Raw genomic sequence first — 20,430 nt, forward strand, 5'->3', positions numbered from 1 at the left:
GGTGGCGAAGGGCATTCGAGAGCGCGAGTTCCAGAACCTGATGATCGAGTGGTCCCTCCCGATGGGGTGGGGCTTCGCGGCAGGAAGGTCGCTTCCGCGTGAGACGACACAGACGGTGGTCGTCAGCCAACTGCGGGACGCTATCGTCCGACTCAACCCGGAGGTGATCGACGGGTTCGACGTGGACGCGGTGGTCGAGGAGATCATCGCCACGGTCAACGCTGTTGAAGGCGGGCTTGTCCGGGCCAATGAGCAGGTGTTATGCCTGCTGCGCGGGCATAAGGAGTTCCGAGACGCCGACGGCGTATGGCACGCCCTGAGGGTCATCGACGTCGAGCACCCGACCGCCAACACGCTGGTCGTGTCGGACGAGGTGACCATCACCGTCCCCGGGAAGACCTCCCGCCGGTTCGACCTCGTGTACTGGGTCAATGGACTGCCGCTGGTCGTGGTCGAGGTCAAGTCACCGACCGCGAAGTCTGGGTGGGCTAAGGCTGCGCGCGAGATCAACGATGTGTACGCCGCCGAGTACCCGTGGTTCTTCACCCCGAACGTCTTCGCCGTCGCTTCCGACGGGCTGAAGCTGCGATTCGGCGCCGTTGGTGCGCCCCTGAACCTGTGGCAGCCGTTCCGGTCCACCGCCGACGACGAGAACCTGTCCGGGCAGGCTGACGTGCAGCGTTCCGTGGAGCTGCTACTCAACCCGGCGACCGTACTGGACATGCTCGCCAACTTTGCTCTGTTCGACACCGCGGGGGGTGGGGTGGATAAGAAGTACCTGCCCCGCTACCCGCAGCGGGAAGCCGCCCACCTGATCCACCAGCGAGTCCTGGCCGGCGGCCAGAAGGGCCTGATCTGGCACCACCAAGGCAGCGGGAAGACCCTGCTGATGGTGTTCGCCGCCTCGCTGCTGCTGGCCGACTCCCGGACCGACTCACCCACGATCATTCTGCTCTCGGACCGGACCGATCTCGTGCGGCAGACCTCCGGGGTGTTCACCTCCGCGATGGGAGACGCCTACTTCCACCAGCCGAAGACCAGTCAGGACTTGCGGTCCCTGCTCGCCGACGACGTGCGCGGGGTCATCTCCACGACCGTGCACAAGTTCGCCGAAGCCGGCAGGAACCTGTCGAAGCGGGACAACATCATCGTGCTGGTCGACGAGGCGCACCGGACCCAGTCCGCCAAGTCGACGTCCCTGGCCGGGCAGATGCGCGCCGCTATCCCTCAGGCGAAGTTTTTCGGCATGACCGGCACCCCTCTGCGGAACCTCGCCACCGACACCTTCGCCCTCTTCGGTGACGAGGCCGACCCGGGGCGAGTGCTACACCGGTATTCGGTGTCCCGGTCGCTGCGGGACGAGGCGACCGTCCCGGTCATGCTGGACCCGCACCCGGTGTCCTTCGAGATGAACGACCAGGAGTTGCAGGCCGAGTTCGACCAGTTCGCCGACGACTTCGACCTCGACGACCCCGACCGTGAGGCACTGTCTCGCAAGTTCGGGCGCCTGACCTCGGTGTTCGCCAACCCCAACCGTATCCACGCGGTCTGCCAGGACATCGTGGACCACTACCTGACTGGTGCCTACCGCAACGGCATGAAGGCTCAAGTCGTGGCCTACAACCGTGAGCTGGCCGTGGCATACACCGACAAGATCAACGAGCTGCTGGCCGGCTTCGCGGCATCGCAGGTACTCGCCGAAGTGGGCAAACACGACCGAATCACGGCCGAGGTGAACATCTCCGTCTCGGACTCCAAGGACGAAGACCCGGCCATGCGGCCATACCGGCTCTCGGAGGCCGAGGAAGAGGGGCAAAAGCGGCGGTTCCTCACCCCGGACGACCCACTCTGCTTCCTGGTGGTGACCGCGAAGCTGATGACGGGATTCGACGCCCCCAACGAGGGCGTCCTCTACCTGGACAAGCCGCTGAAAGCCCACACCCTGTTCCAGACGATCACTCGCCCGAACCGCACCTGGGTGTCACCGACCGGGTTCGTGAAGACCTCCGGCGTGGTCGTGGACTACATCGGGCTGGCCGAAGAGGTCCAACGGGCCGTCGTCGACCCCACCCCGGAAGGGTCCGGCAAGGGCGGCGGATTCGTCACCGACGTGTCCGAGCTGGTCGCCGAGTTCCGCACCACCTTCGCCCGCATCGAAGACCTCCTCGCCGACGTGGACGACCTAGACCTCACGGTCCACGGATATGAGTCCGTGCGAGCCATCAACGTCTTCCTGAACGCTAACCCCGGCTCCGCCGAGGTTTTCAGCAGGGACTACCGCCTGCTGGCCCGCCTGTACTCCCTCATCAGCAGCGACAAGCGGATCGCCAAGTACCGGGACGGCTTTGGGCTGTTCGGGTCCGTGTACATGACCCTGTTCAAGAGGTCCTCTGACGAGGAGCGAAAGGAACGGCTGGCCGAGCTGGGGCCGATGGTCCTGGAGATCATCAACGCCCACGTCCATTCCTTCGCCGTGGTCGCCTCCCAGGAGGAACCCCTTGTCCTTGACGCCCAGGGCATCGCCATCCTCAAGGAGCTGATGGCCCTCGTCCGCTCCAAGCCTGGCAAGGACGACGGTGAAGACGAGAAGCCGCCGTCCGCAGCGGAGATCCTGGACCGGATCAAGGCCGCCCTCGACAAGGGAGTTGAACCCGGGTCTGCGAAGTACACCGCCCTCGCGGAACGAATCAGGCTCCTGCGGGACCGGATCATCCAGACCGCCCAGGACGCCCTGGACTTTCTCTCGGAGGCACTCTGGATCGCCCGCGCCATTGTCAACGCCGGGAAGCATCCTGAAGAAGCTGTCGTACTGGACGATGACCACGTGGGCGTCCTGTCACGGATTATCCACGACCACGCACCCGCCGGCCTCACCATCACGGAAAGGAACCTGGCCGAGGAGATCGACCAAGTGGTCACTCGCACCCTCGCCCAGTCGTGGGACAACGCCGACGCCCGCAACCGAGGCGTCCGCCGTGCTACCGCTGCGGTCTTCCGCCGGTACATGCTGAAGCCAGTGGGGGAGCCGTATGACTCCACCGTCGCGTACATCGAAGCCCACTACCTAGTTGATTGATGAATGCGTGGAGCCACGGCACATCTGGCGGGCCGCCGACAAGCACGAAAGGGGTTGGCGTGTCCCCCCGAGGGCAGAGGCAGGCCCGGCTGAACTACGAGCCCTTCCCAGAGGTAGTCCACCGGGACTGGGTCTGACGCCTACCTGGCGAAGGTTCCTAAAAATTCTGGAGGATCCGATGGGTTATGTCGCGATATCGTGGATCGGCGTCTCGCCGAGATGGGTTGGATGTTGGCCCTGCTCGATGAGGCGGTCGACGAGGGCTCTCCCGGCGGGAGTGAAGGGGCCGGCGAGACTGAGCCCAGGCCAGCGTTGAGCCAATGCTGGCCATACATCGGTGACGGCCGCTCTGCCGCGTTCGTAGGGATGCAGGTAGACCCAGGTAGCGCGGGGCACGGGCTGAGGCAGACCTTCGTAGAACGCGGTTGGATCGATACCGATCGCGCCAGCGATAAGGCTGCCGTAGGCGATGAGAAACCGACGGGTTGGGATCAGGACGACGACGCCGTCTGGCTCCCCGGCGTCGTAGGGGGCGAAGTCATAGCCAGTCTCACGGCGAAACTGTACTGCCATCTGCGCCGCAGCGCGCCGCAACGCGATCGGGCTGCTCGGATCGACGACGATGCTGCCGCCAAGGCGGTCGGCTTTGGCCAGCTGAGCGTCGGGCAGGTAGGGCATTCGGACCGTAGTGCGTCTGATGACCTCTGCTGCACCTGGATCCTGGTACCCCACGCTCGCCTCCATCGCGTATCGAAGAATCGAGAAGAAACGGTCCTCGAAGAGTATCGACTGCATCGGCTGCGCCGTCGCCGGATGCCGGCTTCAGGCGCGGCTGTCTCGGTCGTCGGTGGAGCTTCCCCGGCCGCGCTGCCGGTTCAGCCAATCCGTTCGAGCCGGCGGCGTTCGACGGCCGGGGGAAGTGTCATGCCCCGCGCCGTCCGACCCGCCGATATCCCGCATGATCGGGTGGCGATCCGCTTCGGGCAGCTCCAGCAGCGACGATGACAATGCGCCGGGACGGCGTCCCGCTGTCAACGCCGGCTCAACCTCTTCAAGCGGAGCGGACTGGTACTGGTGGGCGGCCTGGCTACGCCTGACGCCGGCGAGCCTGTGGTGGCGGCTGGGGATGAACGGACGCTACTTCGCCGCGTACCGAAGCGCCGACCTGGAGTTGGTTTACCAGACGTCCGGGCGTGACCGTCGCTTCGCTCCACGAGGACGATGCGGAGACGAACACCCGGCCTGCGAGGAGGAACCCCAGTACCGGCCCGGTCTTCGGCTGGAGTTCAGCCAACACCACAGACTCCTTGGTGATCGGGTCTCCCCAGTGCCGTAGCACAGTCAGTCCCAGCGCAATCGGACTGACCGGCACGTCCGCCTTGTGCTTCGCGTCGCGCGCTGCGAGCAGTTCGGCCCGCAGTCGATCCGCTGGTTCGCCTTCGGGAACGCCGGCTTTGATGCACAGCGCGAGGTACATCGACTTGAGCAGCGCCAGGCGGCAGCGATTCTGATTCGGTGGCGAGACTTCCAGAGTTACATCACCGCCAGCCGCCAGGATCTCGCCGACGGCAGGATCGCAGCGTCCTTCCGGCAGGAGGACGAACTGTCCGTCGGATGTCCAGCGTCTCAGCAGTCGGCTCGTCTGCCGCCTGCCGGGGACCGCGTCCGATTGGAAGGACGACGTCGACCAGGCTTCGTCGAACCAGTCGACCAGGTCGGCTTCCAGGAGAGTCCCGAGGCTGTTGTTGCACTGAGCGCAGGTCAGGGTCATCCGCGTACCGCCGAGCCGCTGTGGTGGTACGTGCTCCTGTGTCGTCGCCGGGTCACCGCAGATGGGGCAGTCATCGAACATGCGCGGGCGCAGCACCTCGATCAGCCGCAGCGGCGCCGTCTCAGTCGACCCCGGCGGTTCGATCCCAAAGCTCAGCGGGCCGCCGTTCGCGCGATTCACCGACATTGCCTCGGGTGGCCGTTTACGCAAGGAGCCACCCCCGCCCCGGCCGTGCTACGTGAGGGAGCCTCACAGAACCGAGCCGATCGCCGCCGTGACCTGGTCTAGGCCATGCTGCGCCAGCTGCCGCGCTTCCTCTGTCGCTGCCTCCTTCGCGATCGGGAACAGAAAGCCCTTGAGCATGGCAACGCCGCGACGAAGCTTGCCCGGCTCGGGCTGCTCCTGCTGCATCTCGGCGAGGACCTCGTTCGCCGCGGCCTCGATGTCCTGCTGATCCCGCGGCGTTAGCCCGTAGCCGGGAAGCTGCTGAAGGATCGCCACCACCGCTTCCACGAGCGGCTGGAACTCCGGCGAGACCTGCTCCGCGATGTTCTGCTGCTGCGTCACATCGCGGTTGCCCCACGAGAACTGGCCACCCTGAGAAACGCCATGGAACACCGGTCCGTGGTTGATCGTCGGGCCGTATCCCTTCTGGTCGCGCAGGTAGTCCGCCACATTACCCTCCCAGTCAATCGCGCAGTCGATGCCGTCAGCGGTGATCTCCGCCCGCACGGGACCGCGAAGCTGGTCGACCTCGGTCCCCTTGATCAACCCCTTGGCGGATAGGTACTCAGCCGCTTCCTGGATCTCGACGTCCGTGAATCGGACGCCCTCCCAGACCGACCTGTCGTCCTTGCCGAACTCCCCGGTGATCGGCATGTGCACCTGGGCGATTCGCTGCCGGTAGAACCAGTTCAGCAGACTCGACCGGCACGCGCGCGCCCGCAGCGCAGGGTCGGCCCGACGGTGCCGCTGCTCTCGCACATAGGCGATCCCGAAGGCGGTGAGGATGCCGCAGGGGTCGCCCATGCCCGAGCCCTTGTCACTGAGGAGCCCTTCGTCGCGGCAGTACCAGAGCAGCGTGTACGCGCCATCGAGATCCAGGCCGACGCTCTCAGCGAACTCCATGATGGGCACATTTTCGGTGGAGGTGCCGTTCGCCTTGTCGTACACCCAATCCAGGAGCTGATCATGAAATGCGGCAGCGTCTCCCATAGCTGATCCTCCTTACCGCCGGTAAGAGATTGCGCACACGCTACACACGGCCACCGACATGCAACGTGCGTGACGACCCGGTTCGGCCCGAATCGCGGTAGGGCAGCCGCGTCGGGATGGGTGTCACCTCCGACCGGTACAACTAACCCATGGCTAACGAGCAGGCCATGTTCAAGGCCAATCTCATGAGCGTGCGCAGACCGGCTGCGCCTGTGTCGAAGTACGGTTTGAGCAGTTTGTCTGCCGTCACCTTGGTGGGAAAATGGCGGCTACGTCGTCTGCGGTGATGAGCCGTCCACGAGAGGGTGCGAGTAGCTTGCCCAGCCAACCATCCTCCTGAGGCAGGAGCGCCTCGATCCTCGTCCGAGCCGCACCGCGTGCTTCGGCGTTGTTGTCGCCGCACAACGCGTCGTACTGACGAAGGCGGTCGGCGAGAATGTCGTAAAGCCGTACGGCCGCGCCGTGGTTAACCAACACGGTTTTGTCATAAGCCGCTTCGGCGGCGTCGTCCTTGGTGGTAGTGGCGGGAGTTAGTAGGCAGCCGAACACGCGGGTCTTCGCCGATCGCCTGGTCGCGACCTCGATCTGGCCAAGCAATTGGTTTACGTCGTCGCGCATCAGCGGCTTGGGTTCGCCCTTCCGGACAGTTTTTACCTCCCAGACGCGGCGCTCGGCACGCTTGACGGTGGACCAGGTCCAGCGGCAGTCCGTCGCGCTCTGCTCGGTCTTGGGCGGGCGTTCTCCGCTGGCCCCGGCGAGGCGAGCGAGCCTGATCAGGGCTTCGCACTGTTGGTCGTGGTTGCCGGTGAGCAGGGCTCGTCCATCGGAAAGGACGCGATCAAGTCGGGAACCGGTCTCGCGGCGCCACTCATCCCAGGCGAGAAAGAACCGGTCGGTGTCGTCGGCGGTCTGTTCGTAGCCCTCGAGGTCGGCGACGGTTCGGGCTAGTCGGCGAAACCAGGTGGTGCGCGGGCCGCCATCGGTGGCGTCCTCGAGTGCCTTGCGTGCGGCGGCCAGGTCTTGAGGGCGTCCGCGATCGAAGTGGGCATGGGCTTCCACGTAGCGCCAGAATGCGCTGTGTTCGGTTTCCCCTGCCTTGGCCAGTTGAGCGGCAGCTTCACTCGCCTTCTTGGCCGCTCCTGCGTGGTCGCTGAGCCACAGGTCGGTCGCTGCGGAGACTTCCGCGTTGGCGCTGGAGACGTCGCTGGTTCCGCCGATGCTGCGGCCGGGCCGCGCCTTGCGGCGAGGACTCTTCGGCGCGGCGGTCTCCGTGGTGGTCGGGGCTTGTGTGGCTGGCTGCCAGAACGAGGTGCAGGCGTGCAGAGTGCCCTCCCAGCCTTGATCGTAGATCTCTAATGCGGTGCGGATTGTGGGTTCGGTGCCTGCGGGGATCGACTTGCGGACGGCAGGGTCGGCGAGCATTCGCGCGAAGCTTGGGTCGAGTCCGAGGTAGAGGGACCGGTCGGTCTTTTCGCGATTGGCGCGGCCCAGTGCTTGGGTGACGCGTTGGCCGACGCGGTGGCGCATGAAGCTGGCATCGCCGAGGTAGGCGACGACGAAGCGCTCGAACTCGCTGCTGGCCTGCGGAACGGTGGTGATGATGACTAGCTTGCACAGGTCACCTGCGAGGTCGAGCCCGTCGTAGCGGCCGGCGGTAATCAAATGCCCGTTGGCGGCGCGGCTCCAAGTGTCGACCATTGAGTCATCACCAGGGCGAAGACGGTAGACCTGCTGTCCGTGGGTGCTGAGCGCCTCCTGGAGGGTGTCAGCTTCGGCGTGGCTGGCACATAACCAGGCTGCACGACCGCCGGCTGCCTGGCTTTGGGTAAGAGCCCAGCCGAGGACGTGTTGGTCGAAGGCGGGTTCGGCACTGGGGTTGAGTACCAGCAGTCGCTCGCCCGTTGCGCCAGGCGGCAGTGGTGTGGCGGTGGTGAGACGGGTGATCGGCCTGCCTCCAATTCGGCGCTGGAGATCATCCATTGATCCCAGGGTGGCCGACAGGTAGATCCGCTGCTTGGCGCGGCTGTAGTGCGGGTTGAGCGTGGTCGGAGGGTGGTAGGGGCGGATCTCGATGCCGGAGGGGCCGATGAGGACGCCGCACTGGGTGAGGTGGTCACGGACCGTCGGCCAGACGTATCTCATCTCGTTCTTGATGTTGCCGTCCGTGACGAGCGGCGATGCCGCGATTGCGTCGTGCGTTTGGCTCACGATTGCGTTCCAGTCGCTGAAGGACAGCAGCTCAGGAGGGGTATCGGGCCGCGCGGTGCCGTCCAGCATTGCGCGTAGGCCGGGGTAGGCATCGGTGTGCGCCACCACAAGTTCGCAGACCGTCCGATAGAGCTGGCGGGCAGGGCCGAGCTTGTCAGGGATGCGCAAGGTTTGAAGCCCACTGAGGGGTTGCTCTGCGAGGTGAGCATCGTCGAAGATGACCAGGTCTGCGGCTCCGACCTTCGGATCGCTGTTGAAGTAGACCCAGTAGTTCATTACGCCGACGGCCTGGGCCTGGTGATAGTCGTCGAGCTTCGCGCCGCCGTAGTCCTTCGCGGCGAAGCGGACCACGTCCAGTCCGAGATCTTCGGCCTCCTCCTTAACCCGCTCGGCGAGCTGGCGGGTACCGGTCAAGTAGGCCACCGACCAACCGCGGTTGAGGGCATGATCGGCGATCAGCAGGGCCAGCAGAGTTTTGCCCTCGCCCGTAGGCATCTCGATGGCCAGGTCCGCAGTATCGAGGTGGTGGTCCGCGTAGGTGGTGAGAACCTGATGCTGACCGGGCCGTAGCTGGGTGAACCTCGCCGACCCGAAGTCGGCCAGGTTCTGCCCAAAGTCCAGCTCCGCCGCGTCGGCCACCGTTCACTCCTCACTCGGAAGGTATGAACTCTACGGCGCGGAGCGCTTCTTCGGCTGGGCCATTTCCGCCCGCCCGTACACCTGCGTAGCTACCGCCGTCAGACGACGTGCGGAGCAGCGGGTGGAGTCCGTGGTCTTGAGACGAACCCGGCGATCATGCCTGGCGGGCGTGCTTGTCGTCAGTGAGTACCTGCCGTGCATCACCGTGCGCGGTCGCGTTCTCGTACGGGCAATACGCGCCGCTCTTGATGGGCAAGTGCTCGAGCTGGTGGGCGGCGAGCATGTAGCGGAGCGGTGCCGATACACCCATGCCTGCGGGTGAGGCCACCAGGCTGACGAACTGGGCGAGGAGCCCGGCGCTGACGGACGCGGCGAGCGCTGCGACGTTCGGACTGCCTGTCCCGGTGTTGATCCCGGATTGGCGGATGTATTCGGGGTCGTCGAGGAGGCCGGCTCGATCGAGGCTGAGCTCGCTGACCCGGAGTTGCCCATTGCAGACCATGCAGGGTCGCCCGGGGACGAGTGCATGGGCTCGCCAAGTGCCGCTTCGCATCTCCCCGCTCGGCAGCGTATCTAGGGCGATGCCTCCGTCGATGACCGGGATGAGGTCGGCGTACGCGACGACGTTGAGGACGCCGCGAGGCCAGGGGCGGTCGACGCAGGAGAAGATGACGTCGTAGTCGAGGGCTGCGGCGAGCCCCTGCGGTGTCGTGATGCTCAGGTCGTGTACCGCCACCGTGAAGTTATGAGCGGTCGCGGCCTGTCGAGCGACACGGGCGGCGACCTCGGTCTTGCGCCGCCCGAGGCGTGCATCTTCGCGCGTGGCGCCGATCATGCGGTCGAGGTTGAGGTCTTCGACGACATCGATGTCCATTAAGCCAATGTGTTCGATGCCTGTGGCGGCGAGGCGTGCAGCCACGTCGAGTCCGACGCTGCCGACTCCGATGACGAGGACCTTGAGGCGTGCAATGCTCGCCTGGCGTCGTTCGCCCCACGCCGCGACCGTGCGGTGTTGGAAGGCGGTCGCCATCGGGCGGCGACGAGCCCTGTCGTTCCATGTCACATTGAGCCGCTCTCCGACGACGCGCACGGATTCGGCGGCGGTCGGCGCGGTTCGGTCATACCAAACTCGGGCTGACCACTCCTGTTCAGCGGCGGCGAGGGTCATCCCGAGGAGGGGCATGCCGGTGACTGCCCGGGCTACGCGTTCGTACTCGGACTCGGTGTTGTGGTCGGGGCCGCTGAGCCCTTGCCAGCCGCGTGCGCCTGGGTGCGAGTGGAGAAGGGCAATGCCCTCACCTCGCTCTCGTGCCTCGGTAGCGACCCGGACGACGTAGGCGCCGGTGAACTCGGCGTTGCCGTGCACGAATCGTTCGCCGTCGCGGGGGAGGACGACGTTGCGGATCAGTGCAGTTGTGCGCTCTGCGCCTGTTGACCAGACGTAGGTGGCGATGCAGACGTCTTCCTGGCCGTCTTCGCGGGTGAGGTGGTTGTCGAGTTCGGCTGCTACCTCTGCGGTCATGGCGATGGAGAGGTTCATGTGATTGCGTCCTTGATCACGCCGCGCACGTGTGCGAGCCAGTTGATGATGGGCGGCCGGTCGGTGCTCCAGGCGCCGATGTCACGGGAGTGGCGGAGCCAGCCGTCGAGACACTCGATGGTGTCGGTGTTGCTGGTCGCGAATCGCACCGTGCTCTCGAAGTGCAGCCAGTGCGGCGGTGCGGCGGGCCATCCGGCGAGCTCGACCACGCTGACCGCCGTGGGAACTTCCTTTCCCGCGAGCGCTCCGGCCACGGCGTACACCGAGTAGACGACGGCGGACCCTTGGACGCTGGCCTGGATTCCTTGGTCGGCGAGGTCGGCGATGAAGGCTGCGACCGGAGCGCTCAGTTCGGGAGACATCAGGCGACGGGGCTGCTCTGCTTGACGGAGATGAAGGTGTCGCCCTCCCGCAGGTCGAGGACCTTCTCGTCCTTGAAGACCTTCGGGTCCTGCCCAGGGCGGATGCGGGCGAGGTCGTACTCGCCGGGGTTGAGACCCGCGAGGCGAAGAAGAGCTGCGGCCTCCTGGTCATCGTCCTTGGTGAAGTAGCCGACTCCGTCGATCGTGAAGGTGATCTTGGTGCGCTGCTTGATGGAGATGAACGCGTCGCCATCCTTGAGGTCGAGGACCTTGGTGTCCTTAACGACCTTCGGCTCGCCACCCGGACGAAGGCGGGCGAGATCGTACTTCTCGGGGTCGCGCCCGGCGAGGCGAAGCAGGCTTGCCGCCTCCTGGTCGCCGTCGCGGGTCGTGTACTCCTTCCCGTCGATCGAGATCTGGAACTTCGTGTGGACGTCGGTGGCACTCATGGCCGCCTCCTCTCTGCCCGCGGTGCGAGCGGTCGCCGTGAACATCAACTGTATCAGCAAAGCGGCAGTGTCGACCTTGAGGGGCGTGTGGGTGTTTCACCGAAGCGTCACTCGGCGTTATGCTGAACCCATGCCTTGGACCTACCGAGCACGACGGAGATGAGCGACAAGGCCCTTCCTCGAGCCGCCGCCAGAGAGATCGAACGCCTCGACCTGGCGCGTCTTGGCGCCATGCTGCGCGAACGCCGGGGTTCGCTGTCCCTCCGCCAGGCTGCCGCAGACGCCAACGTGAGCTTCAGCACGTTCTCCCGGGTTGAGGGCGGGTCGCAGCCCGACCTCACGTCTTTCATGCTTCTGTGCGCGTGGCTCGGCGTACCTCCGAGCGACTTCTTCGCTCCCATCGCACCGCGTGAGCAAAGCAGCATCGACGCCGCGATCTCCCATCTGTCCTCTGACCCGCGACTCCCGCCGGCCGCCGCTGGGAAGATCGCCGACATGCTTCGAACTATGTACGACGCGCTTGCTCAGAACATCACCGGTCAGCCGGTTGTCGCCTGCCATCTGCGTGCAGCCAGCGTCCTTCGCCCCGGGGTTCCCGAGCGCCTGAACACAATGCTGAGCACGATGAACTCGGAGCTCGAACGACTGGTGGACTCGGGAAGACTTTGACTCTCAAGCACGGGTTCAAGGCGAACGCGGAACGAACGGCCAAGCGCTATCGCCAGGAACTTTCCCTCTCTGCGGCCGATCAGCTCGACCCGCGTGCCCTAGCACGCCATCTCAACGTGGCCATCGTCGACGCCGCAACGCTCGTGCCCTTGGCTGACCTCGAGGAACTGGAGCGCATCCAGGCGTACGCCTTCTCAGCGGCGACGTTCGAGGTGCGCGGCCGGAAGATCATCGTAGTCAATCCCATTCGCGGACGCGGCCGGCAGAACAGCGACATCGCCCACGAGCTCGCCCATATCATCCTGGAACACGACCTGTCCGAGGTCCGAGAGCTCGCTGGCATGCCTTTCAGAACCTGCAAACCGGACGAAGAGGAAGAAGCGACTGCGCTCGGCGGAACGCTCCTGCTTCCGCGCGACCTGCTCATCTCTGCCGCCCGCCGCGGGGCCAGCATCGACGCCATCGCTGAAGAGTACTCAGTCACCGTGGAGATGGCCCGGTTCCGGTACAACACGACTGGCGTTGCCAAGCAGTTCGCGACGGGTCGTTCACGCTGATGCGGTACGCGCAGCCGCGCCCCGGGAGGCGGCGTCCGGAACCCCACCAGGCTCTCCACCTTACTTAACAACTGGCTGTGCCTCTGGCCGAGGATCAGAGGGCTCAGCTTGTGGCACGCCCCCCGAGCGACATGCGATATAGGTAAGGTCCAGCGCCGGCGGAGCCGGACTAGCGGGCGGAAGGGAGCGAGGTCGTGGTGCAGGGAAGTGCCGAGGTCGTCGACGAGATTTTGAGGACCCTTGACCGGGAACTACCGGACATCGCAGCGCAGATCCGGGAGGAGATTACCCGAGGTCGCATGGTGAAGGGATCGAAGCTGCCCGAGAGTATCCGGCAGGATCGGCAAGATGCCCTCACGGCGCAGCGCCTCGGGCGCATCGGCAAGGACGAGCTTGCAGAAGTGCCGTACACCGACGACGAGAGCCTTGCCATACTCTGCGACACACTCCTCACGCTGGCGCACAGCTTGACAGCGAACCGGCGAGCGTTGCTCGGCTTGCTTGTCGATCACGGCGTCCACAGCGGTCACGTTACCTTCGCCCAGCCGGATGAGACGCGAACGGCCGAACCAAGCAGTCTGCAAGTCGAGGGGGAAGCCGGACGGGCAGAGGTGATGTTCGGTCGAGTAAAGAGCCTCATCGCACCGGCTCGTGAGGAGGTCGGTTCATGGCACTGACCAAAGAGGAACTGATCGCCGCAATCGAGGAGGCGATAGGCGCGCTGCGTACGGTATACACGGACGCGGCAAGGGAAGCTGATCTGTACGAGGCAGCCCTGCTCGCCGTCGCAACGGAGGCCGCTGAGGCTGCTGGAGGTGCCTGCCTGATCACCAACGACGGCGTCTCGACGGCCAGCAGCGCCGTCTTCCGCACGCAGCCCGGCAACCTGTACGCCGGAAATTTCACGTACGTGTTAGCGTCGTTCTCCGGAGGACGGCAGGTAGAGATTCACCTGGGCGTCTATGTCGCCGGGAAATCCGGCGTCCTGCATGAATGCGACGTGGCGGTTCTGGATCAGGAAGAAGCTGAGCGTAGCCGCGTCGGATCTGTGCACCCGCGCAGTCGTAACCTCGTTGCGGCGGTGGAGGCAAAACACTACTCGGCATCGCCGAGGCTACGAGTTGGTAGAGAATTTATCGGCCTTGCCTCCGAGATGGGACCGGGCAAGTGCACACTCGCCTTCCCCGCACCTGGAGGCAGCAACATCATGCCGTTGCTCGCCAAGCACCCGGGCGAATGTTTCGACGAGCTGATTCCAGGTACTCCTCCAGCTGATCTGATGCGTGGCCATATCACCCAGAAGATCAAAAACTGGATTAATCGTACGTAGAGCGGAATCGCGAGAGCTCGTCACCGTAGTCCTCACATCATCGTGATCCGCCGGAGAGGAAGATCGACTCCGCGCCGTCGGTCCCATCGCGGATCCCGCGCTGGAGCGGCAAGTGCATCCTCGATGGTGTCAGAGCTGTCCGGCTGGCGAACGTCAGCGACCGTGCCCCACTTAGTCCAGTTGGCCCCAGCCGGCTGTGGTTGCGCTGACACAAGAACCGCCCCCGTTTACCCCCCGAAAACCCCTGCGTACTGCTGGCCGGCGCTGACACATGATGATCACTTTGCTTTGGCGTTTGTGCAGGTCAACGCCAATTCTTGCCGTTTGATGACAAGTCGATAAGAGCGGTGGTCGGGGAGCGTAGGTCGACGGTTCGATTCCGTCAGGCGGCTCAGGGTGAGGCCCTGACCAGCGGGCTCGCTGGTCAGGGCCTCATTTTAATCGATGAGGTTTTCAATCGCCCCCCGAAAACCTCGGAGACGCCTACCGGCGACCAGGTTCAACGCGCCTGCCAGCGGGCGTGCAGGGTCTACTTGGCCCGCCGCTTCCCACGATCTTGAGGCGCAGGGCCAGTGATCTCCGGACCTGCCCCAAGCTGTTCGAGGATGTCGGAGCTGTCGGAGGCGAGGGCGGGCTTGACGATGTAGTGCTTGTTGGTGACCTGCTCGGTGGCGTGCGGCTCGCCTCGACCCGCCGGACGAGAATGCATAGGGTGCCCAGTATCTGGAGACGCCGGGTGCGGCTGCCGGCGCTCACGACACCGGCAGCCGCACCTCTCCTCAGACGCCGCCGTCGGGCCGGCGGTGCGCCGACCGGTTGATCAGAGCGGTGGCCAGATTGGTGAGGGCTGCGGCGAGGCTCAGTACGCCGCCGGCCAGGGGCAGGAACTGGAGCAGGTGCTGCATTTGGATCTCCTGGTCTCTTGCCTCGTGAAGAAGGCCGGCGCCGGCTTTCGTGGTGGACGGCTCCCAGTGCAGCGTGCGACGCTTCGGACTGGCCATGGTCTCGGAGGGACCCGGAAGCATGTCGGAGGACAGGGCGACGGTGGGCTGCGCGTCCGGCCGTCTTCCACGGCCCGTCCGACGCTCCAGTCGGAGGCTGGTGCCCACGTCAGTGCGGAGCAAAAGGGAACGGACACGACATGCCGATGCCTGGTGTCGACCCGACGACCGTACAAACCCCGGGGCAGCTGGCGGACTGCCTGGACGGCCTTCGCCGCCGCTGCGGCCTGTCATACCAACAGATGGAGAAGAGTGCCGCCGCACTCCCGCCGCGCGCCGACGGTAAGCATTGGGAACTGCTGGGCAAGAGCACGGTTGGTGAGATCGTCACAGGCAAGCGCCTGCCGTCCCGGGCCAAGCTGAACACATTCCTGGCGGTCTGCCGGGTGCCTGCTTCGGACCTGCCGCAGTGGCTGGCGGCCTGGGAGCGGGCCTCCACCGCCGAGCCGGATGGGCCCGGCGGCTCCGACGGTGCGGACCAGGAGGCGCTAGACGCCTACCTCCGGCGCGTCCAGAACTATTTCCAGCAGTTGAACCTCGAGATGCTGCTCACCATGGTGAACATCGAGGAGCGGTTGCGGGTGCCGCTGCAACGCCTGTTCACGCCTCCGACAGCCCGTGCCGACCCGCCGGTGATGGAGCTTCCTCGCGAATTCCGTCGGCGGCTGTTGCGCGGGGACGAAGCTGACCCGCAGGCAATGCCGCGCGACCTGGCCGCAGAGATGGTCAGCCCTGCCCGTGACGCACTCCTTCAGCAGCCGGCCCGGCCGGTGCTCGGGCTTCTCGCTGCTCCGGGCCATTCCGCAGTGGTACTCCTCGGCGATCCCGGCGCCGGGAAATCGACCATCGCCCGGTACGTGGTGCTGCGGTTGGCTCAGCTCGCCGGTGGTGGCGGTGCCGGGCCGATGCCGACACCGCTGGACAGCCTCTCGGGGACGCTGCCCCTGCTGGTGGAGCTGCGCCACTACACGGCAGGCAACGACGCCTCGTTCGTCGACTTCCTCGACCACCTTCATCACACCCAGGGTCTAGGTCTGCCGGAGACGGTGCTGACTAAGCTCCTGAATAGCGGCAGGCCGGTGCTCGTAATCTTCGACGGACTCGACGAGGTATTCGACCGGTACCGGCGCAACGCGGTGACGCGCGAGATTCGGGAGTTCGCCAACCGGTTCCCCCACGCCCGCCTGGTCGTGACGTCGCGGCCGGTCGGATACAACCGGCAGACCCTCGACGATGCCGGTTTCAAGCTCTACCAACTGCAGGACCTCGAGCCGGGGTCGATCGCCTCGTTCATCGCGGCGTGGTACCAGATCGCCTGCGCTGACGACCGGGCCGAGGCAGAGCGGCTCACCATCCGGATGACCTCGGCGGTGGACAGCTTCTCGGCGGTCAACGAGCTGGCCGGAAACCCGCTACTGCTGACCCTGCTGTGCATCATGGGCCGTCGGCGTGAGCTGCCACGTGACCGTGCCCACGTCTACGAGTTCGCGGTGTCACTCCTGGTGGAGCACTGGGAGGTGGAGGCACACAGCTTTCCCGACCGCGAGGGACTCCTCTACGAGGACAAGCTCGACCTCCTGCGAGTTCTGGCCCGCCTGATGTTGGCCGGTGAGGGGAGCATCGGCGGCAACCGCATCACCGAGCAGGACCTGCAGGGCGCGTTCGAGACCTATCTCGAAGTGGAGCGTGGGTACGACCCACCCGTCGCGCGCACCGCGGCGCACTCGATGATCAACCAGCTGCGGACCCGGAACTACATTCTTTCGCGCTTCGGCGCCGGGATGTACGGCTTCGTGCACCGGACCTTCCTCGAGTACCTGGCCGCCCTCGACATCGTGGGCCGATTCGACGACCGGTTGATGGACGAGGCGACGCTACTCGCGATCTTCGACGAGCACGGCGCAGATCCGGCGTGGTCGGAGGTGCTCCTGCTGGTGATCCGGATGAAGGAGCGGTTCGCGGAGGCGATCATCGAGAGACTCCTCAACGCTGACCAGGCTTGGCGCTTCGACAAGGCGCGACTCCCGGCGCGCAGTCTGCTGTGCATGCGGGCACTGCATGAGGTCCGCCCCAGCATGCGCCTCGTTCCGCAGATGAAGGCGGTCCTGACCCGCCTGTTCGAGATCTTGCTGGAGTTGGAGGCCAACCCGAACGGCGCTCTCCAGGCTGCGGTGCGGGACGCAACGCTCGCGACATTCGCGACGTTGGGCCACCGCTGGCAAGGCGCACGGCCCTTTCTCACCTGGTACTCGAACATTGGCAGATATCTGTCCGGGTCGGTGGCCGTGCTGGCCGCCGAGCTCGGCATGCGGCTGGCAAGCCAAGATGCTCTGTTGCGGGTGGTACAGATCGATCATGACCCGGTGGTGCGCGGCGCCGCGATAGCTGTCCTCGCGAGCCATCCGGAGAACGACGTCGCCGTCCACGCGGATCTGCTGCGGAGAGCTGGGACCGATCCCGCGGGCGACGTGCGCCGAAAGGTCATCGGCGCACTGGTCGCTCGGCGGGACGTCGGGGACGATGTGCGGGGGTTGCTGGAACAGCGTGCTGTCAACGACGCCGATCCGCTGGTCCGGCGGACCTGCGTGGAGTTGCTCAACGTTAGGTGGCCGGCGGACCCGGAGCTTCCCGTCATCGTGCGGCGACGGGCTGCGGACGACTCCGACCCGCGTGTTCGCGCCGCGGCGATGCGGGTGCTGGGCCAGTGGTGCGGCACTGGCGACCAGGAGATCGACGCCGATGTCCGTACGTGTCTCCGCACAGCCGGCGATGCTACGGTGCGACAGGCGGCGATCGACGGCATGACGACCGCCGGCGTGGGCCTCGCTTACTCGTACGACCTGATTGTCGAGAGAGCAATAGACGACCCTCATCGATCCGTACGGCAGGCGGCGGTCCAGGCCCTCGCGGCGTCCGCGGTGAACCGGGGCGACACACTGACGCTTCTGGCCGAGCGCATCGTCGCTGACACGGACGCGTCCGTCCGGCAGATCGCCCTGGAAGCTGTGGTGAAGGAGCGACCGCGGGCAGGCGATACGCGGAAGCTGCTTGCCCGGTGCGCCGTCCTGGACGATCATTGGCTCGTACGGCGAGCGGCGTTGCGGGCGCTGGCCAACATGTGGCCACACCATCCGGAGACGCTGCCGCTCCTGGCCGAACGAGCGAGCGCCGACGAGGATCAGGACGTCCGGGTCGTCGCGCTGCTCGGCCTCAGCTCACCGCATCACGACGCGGATGCCTTCGACCTCTTGGTGGCGGCGTACGAGACCGACACCAGCGACGCGGTACGCCGGGCTGTGGTGAGCATGCTCGCCGACACCGACCACGATGAAGCAACGGCCCGCGGCCACATCCTGCAGTGGGCAATGAGCGATGCCGACTGGTCAGTTCGTGAGCACGCGGTGATCACCGCGAACGTGCAATGGCCGAACCATCCCGACGTACGTAAGGTCATCCGTGACCTTGCCGTCGACGACCCGGATGAGGACGTCAGGCGGTCCGCGTTGTTCTGCGTCGCCGGTGCCCGGCCTTCATCGCCGGACCTCTTGTCGTTCATAGCAGAGCGAGCGTCATCCGACGACAGCGACACCGTCCGAATGACAGCCCTGGGCTGCATGGCCGATCAGTGGCGCGACCACCCGGACACGCGTCGTGCACTGCGCGCACACGCCGTCGGCGACCGGGATGCCGCGATCCGGCTGGCGGCACTCCGAGCCGTGGGCGCGACCTGGTCCGCCGATGCGGAGGTGCGTGACCTGGTCGCGACGGCTGCCCAGTGTGACCAGGACTGGGCGGTGCGTGAAGCTGCGGTCGTGCTCATAGCCGAGAGGTGGCCGGGGCGCGCGGAGACGGCTCCAATGCTCACCGAACGGGCGACTGCCGATCTTAGCGCGGAGGTCCGCCAAACAGCATTGCGGGCACTCGTCATGGCCTTTCCGGCTGATGCGGGCATGGCGGCGACCCTGGAAACCGCGGCTCGGTCGGATGGCAGTGCGACGGTACGCCGGGCCGCACTGCGGGGTCTCGCCGCCGCCAGCGCCGATGGGGCACGTGAGTTGGCGCTGAGGCTGACGGAGGACGATTCCCACTCTGCGGTGCGTATGGCGGGGGTGGAAGCGCTCGCCTACCACTGGGCCGACGACGATGCGGCTCGGACGGTGGTGGCGCAACGCGCGAGCGACGACCCGGATCCGGCGGTGCGGAACGCGGCTGATGCGGTCAGGAGGCTGGCGTCGTCATAGCGTCGCCGGGGATCCGGAACGGAGCGAGGCCGGGCATCGGAACCCCGCAGAGGACGGAACTGCCGGTCTGCGCGCCGGTGGTCCGGCCGCGCAGCGCGGAGGACAGGCCGAGGTCGTCCGCGATCTCCAGGATGTGGTCGCCTGCCATGTACGAGGGAGCCGACGAGGTGAGATTAGTTCGGATGACCTCCTCGGTGTACGACACGTACGGCCGGTGACGCGCGCTCATCATGCCGAAGTGGAAGACCAGGCGGGCCCGCTTGGTCTCCGCCGCGAACTTCTTCAGCGTCTCGGGACCGATCGACATGATCCGGTCGTCGTCGGCCAGGGCTTCCAGGCCCTCCGGCGTTACGCGTCGCGACTTGCCGTAGCCGGTTCGGTTCGCCACTAGATAATCGGTCGGCAGCGCAAGGTCGCTGAGATGGCGGTTAATGAGATCGGAGATGTCTCTCCCCGCGGCCACTTCGATCGGACGGTGCGTCTGCAGGAGCGACTCGAGGTCGGCGGCTGGTCCCGCGCCCAACGCGAAGCCAAGCTCGCGGTAGACCATGAGAGACGGCATGGGGCCCAAGAGCGCTCGGTCGAAGAGGCCGTTGGCGAGGAGTATGCAGGCGGTCGCGACATCCTGCGGACGTGAGCTGCCGACGTAGCAGATGCGGCCAAGTTTGCCGGCCTCCCTCAGGGCGCGGCTGTGCTCAACGAGCCGCACCAGGCTCTCGAGATCTTCCTGAAGGCCGAGCCCCACGGCACATGGTTTGCCGGCGGCCAACCCGACGTTGGAGGGGAGCATCCAGACGGCCGAGCGGAAGTCGTCGAGAACGAACACGTCGAACCGGTCCCGTAGCAGCGTCGGCAGCAGCGCGCGTTCGCACGCTTGCTGCCGGACCATCTCAGCCTCCGCGTCGCCGGGCGGCGCATAGTTGGTCGCAAAGGCGGTGTCTTCCCGGCTCACCTCGGCCAGATTGGGCAACAGCGTGACCGTGCCGGGCTCAAGGTCGGCGGACAGTGCGTCGTCCATCGCGTCGAAGCGGGCAACGCCTGTACCGGGCAAGACCCGCTCCATCGCCTGCCGGTGCCACTCGAGGCCCTGGGTGTTGCCGGGCTCCAGCACGCGGACCGAGTTACTGCCCTGCGTTCCCAGGATGAGTACAGTCGCGTCATTGTTGACCAGACGGCGAACTGTCCGGGCCAATCGCTCGATCTTGAAGTGCGACTCGCTGCTGGTCTGCCGCCGGGCCACGTCGATGTCGGCGGCAATCAGAACCCGGCGGCCCCGGACCTGGGAGCCGAGGCCGTCGAGAGTTTGCAGTGAACCGACCGGCGGCACGAAGGTGTCCCACCAGGCCGCAGGAGTGGTCTCGTGGTCAGGCAT

General features: G+C 65.9%; 15 protein-coding genes. 6 read left to right on the plus strand and 9 right to left on the minus strand.

Translation table 11 applies throughout. The features are described 5' to 3' along the window. Position 1 precedes the first annotated feature (1 nt). Positions 2-3,076: a type I restriction endonuclease subunit R gene (locus JQX11_RS04035; protein WP_204923650.1), complete on the plus strand. Its 3,075-nt coding sequence runs from the start codon at positions 2-4 to the stop codon at positions 3,074-3,076. Between the two features lie 183 nt (positions 3,077-3,259). Here JQX11_RS04035 and JQX11_RS04040 read toward each other — a convergent pair whose 3' ends face one another. From JQX11_RS04040 to JQX11_RS04070, 7 genes are all read right to left on the minus strand, one after another. Next, a complete protein-coding gene (locus tag JQX11_RS04040; RefSeq protein WP_232377235.1) occupies positions 3,260-3,871 on the minus strand; it encodes a hypothetical protein in 612 nt (203 codons plus the stop codon). 292 nt (positions 3,872-4,163) lie between these two features. Then, positions 4,164-5,027, minus strand: a complete 864-nt coding sequence (locus JQX11_RS04045; RefSeq protein ID WP_204923651.1) for an HNH endonuclease — start codon at positions 5,025-5,027, stop codon at positions 4,164-4,166. 69 nt (positions 5,028-5,096) lie between these two features. Next, positions 5,097-6,062, minus strand: coding sequence for a hypothetical protein (locus tag JQX11_RS04050; protein ID WP_204923652.1), 966 nt, complete (start codon positions 6,060-6,062; stop codon positions 5,097-5,099). Between the two features lie 246 nt (positions 6,063-6,308). After that, positions 6,309-8,909 carry a DEAD/DEAH box helicase family protein gene (locus JQX11_RS04055; RefSeq protein WP_204923653.1) on the minus strand — a complete coding sequence of 867 codons (2,601 nt, stop codon included), beginning with the start codon at positions 8,907-8,909 and terminating at the stop codon, positions 6,309-6,311. 154 nt (positions 8,910-9,063) lie between these two features. Beyond that, the gene (locus tag JQX11_RS04060; protein ID WP_204923654.1) at positions 9,064-10,449 is read right to left on the minus strand and encodes a ThiF family adenylyltransferase; all 1,386 of its coding nucleotides are present in this window, start codon (positions 10,447-10,449) and stop codon (positions 9,064-9,066) included. After that, entirely contained in the window at positions 10,446-10,811 is a 366-nt protein-coding gene (locus tag JQX11_RS04065; protein WP_204923655.1) for a hypothetical protein, read from the minus strand. The genes JQX11_RS04060 and JQX11_RS04065 overlap by 4 nt, the downstream gene beginning before the upstream one ends. Further along, complete coding sequence (locus JQX11_RS04070; protein ID WP_204923656.1) at positions 10,811-11,260, minus strand: hypothetical protein; 450 nt, start codon at positions 11,258-11,260, stop codon at positions 10,811-10,813. Before JQX11_RS04070 ends, JQX11_RS04065 begins: the two co-directional genes overlap by 1 nt. Positions 11,261-11,419: 159 nt before the next feature. On the opposite strand from JQX11_RS04070, the gene JQX11_RS04075 reads away from it, so the two are divergent. The 4 genes from JQX11_RS04075 (at position 11,420) to JQX11_RS04090 (ending at position 13,816) form a co-directional block, all read left to right on the plus strand. Continuing rightward, positions 11,420-11,929, plus strand: a complete 510-nt coding sequence (locus tag JQX11_RS04075) for a helix-turn-helix domain-containing protein (protein WP_204923657.1) — start codon at positions 11,420-11,422, stop codon at positions 11,927-11,929. Further along, on the plus strand, positions 11,926-12,486 hold the full coding sequence (locus tag JQX11_RS04080) for an ImmA/IrrE family metallo-endopeptidase (RefSeq protein ID WP_204923658.1): 561 nt from the start codon (positions 11,926-11,928) through the stop codon (positions 12,484-12,486). The genes JQX11_RS04075 and JQX11_RS04080 overlap by 4 nt, the downstream gene beginning before the upstream one ends. Positions 12,487-12,680: 194 nt before the next feature. Next, positions 12,681-13,163 (plus strand): hypothetical protein, encoded by a 483-nt coding sequence (locus tag JQX11_RS04085; RefSeq protein WP_204923659.1) that lies wholly within the window; start codon positions 12,681-12,683, stop codon positions 13,161-13,163. Next, entirely contained in the window at positions 13,154-13,816 is a 663-nt protein-coding gene (locus JQX11_RS04090) for a hypothetical protein (RefSeq protein ID WP_204923660.1), read from the plus strand. The genes JQX11_RS04085 and JQX11_RS04090 overlap by 10 nt, the downstream gene beginning before the upstream one ends. A gap of 779 nt (positions 13,817-14,595) precedes the next feature. Here JQX11_RS04090 and JQX11_RS32930 read toward each other — a convergent pair. After that, positions 14,596-14,721 (minus strand): hypothetical protein, encoded by a 126-nt coding sequence (locus JQX11_RS32930; protein WP_269756781.1) that lies wholly within the window; start codon positions 14,719-14,721, stop codon positions 14,596-14,598. Between the two features lie 338 nt (positions 14,722-15,059). Between JQX11_RS32930 and JQX11_RS04095 the strand changes: the two genes are divergently transcribed. After that, positions 15,060-19,058 (plus strand): HEAT repeat domain-containing protein, encoded by a 3,999-nt coding sequence (locus tag JQX11_RS04095; protein ID WP_204923661.1) that lies wholly within the window; start codon positions 15,060-15,062, stop codon positions 19,056-19,058. Here JQX11_RS04095 and pgk read toward each other — a convergent pair. After that, positions 19,036-20,430 carry a phosphoglycerate kinase gene (pgk, locus tag JQX11_RS04100; RefSeq protein ID WP_204923662.1) on the minus strand — a complete coding sequence of 465 codons (1,395 nt, stop codon included), beginning with the start codon at positions 20,428-20,430 and terminating at the stop codon, positions 19,036-19,038. The two genes, JQX11_RS04095 and pgk, sit on opposite strands and share 23 nt — an antisense overlap.

Source organism: Micromonospora humida (genome assembly GCF_016901255.1).
Taxonomy (GTDB): Bacteria; Actinomycetota; Actinomycetes; order Mycobacteriales; family Micromonosporaceae; genus Micromonospora; species Micromonospora wenchangensis.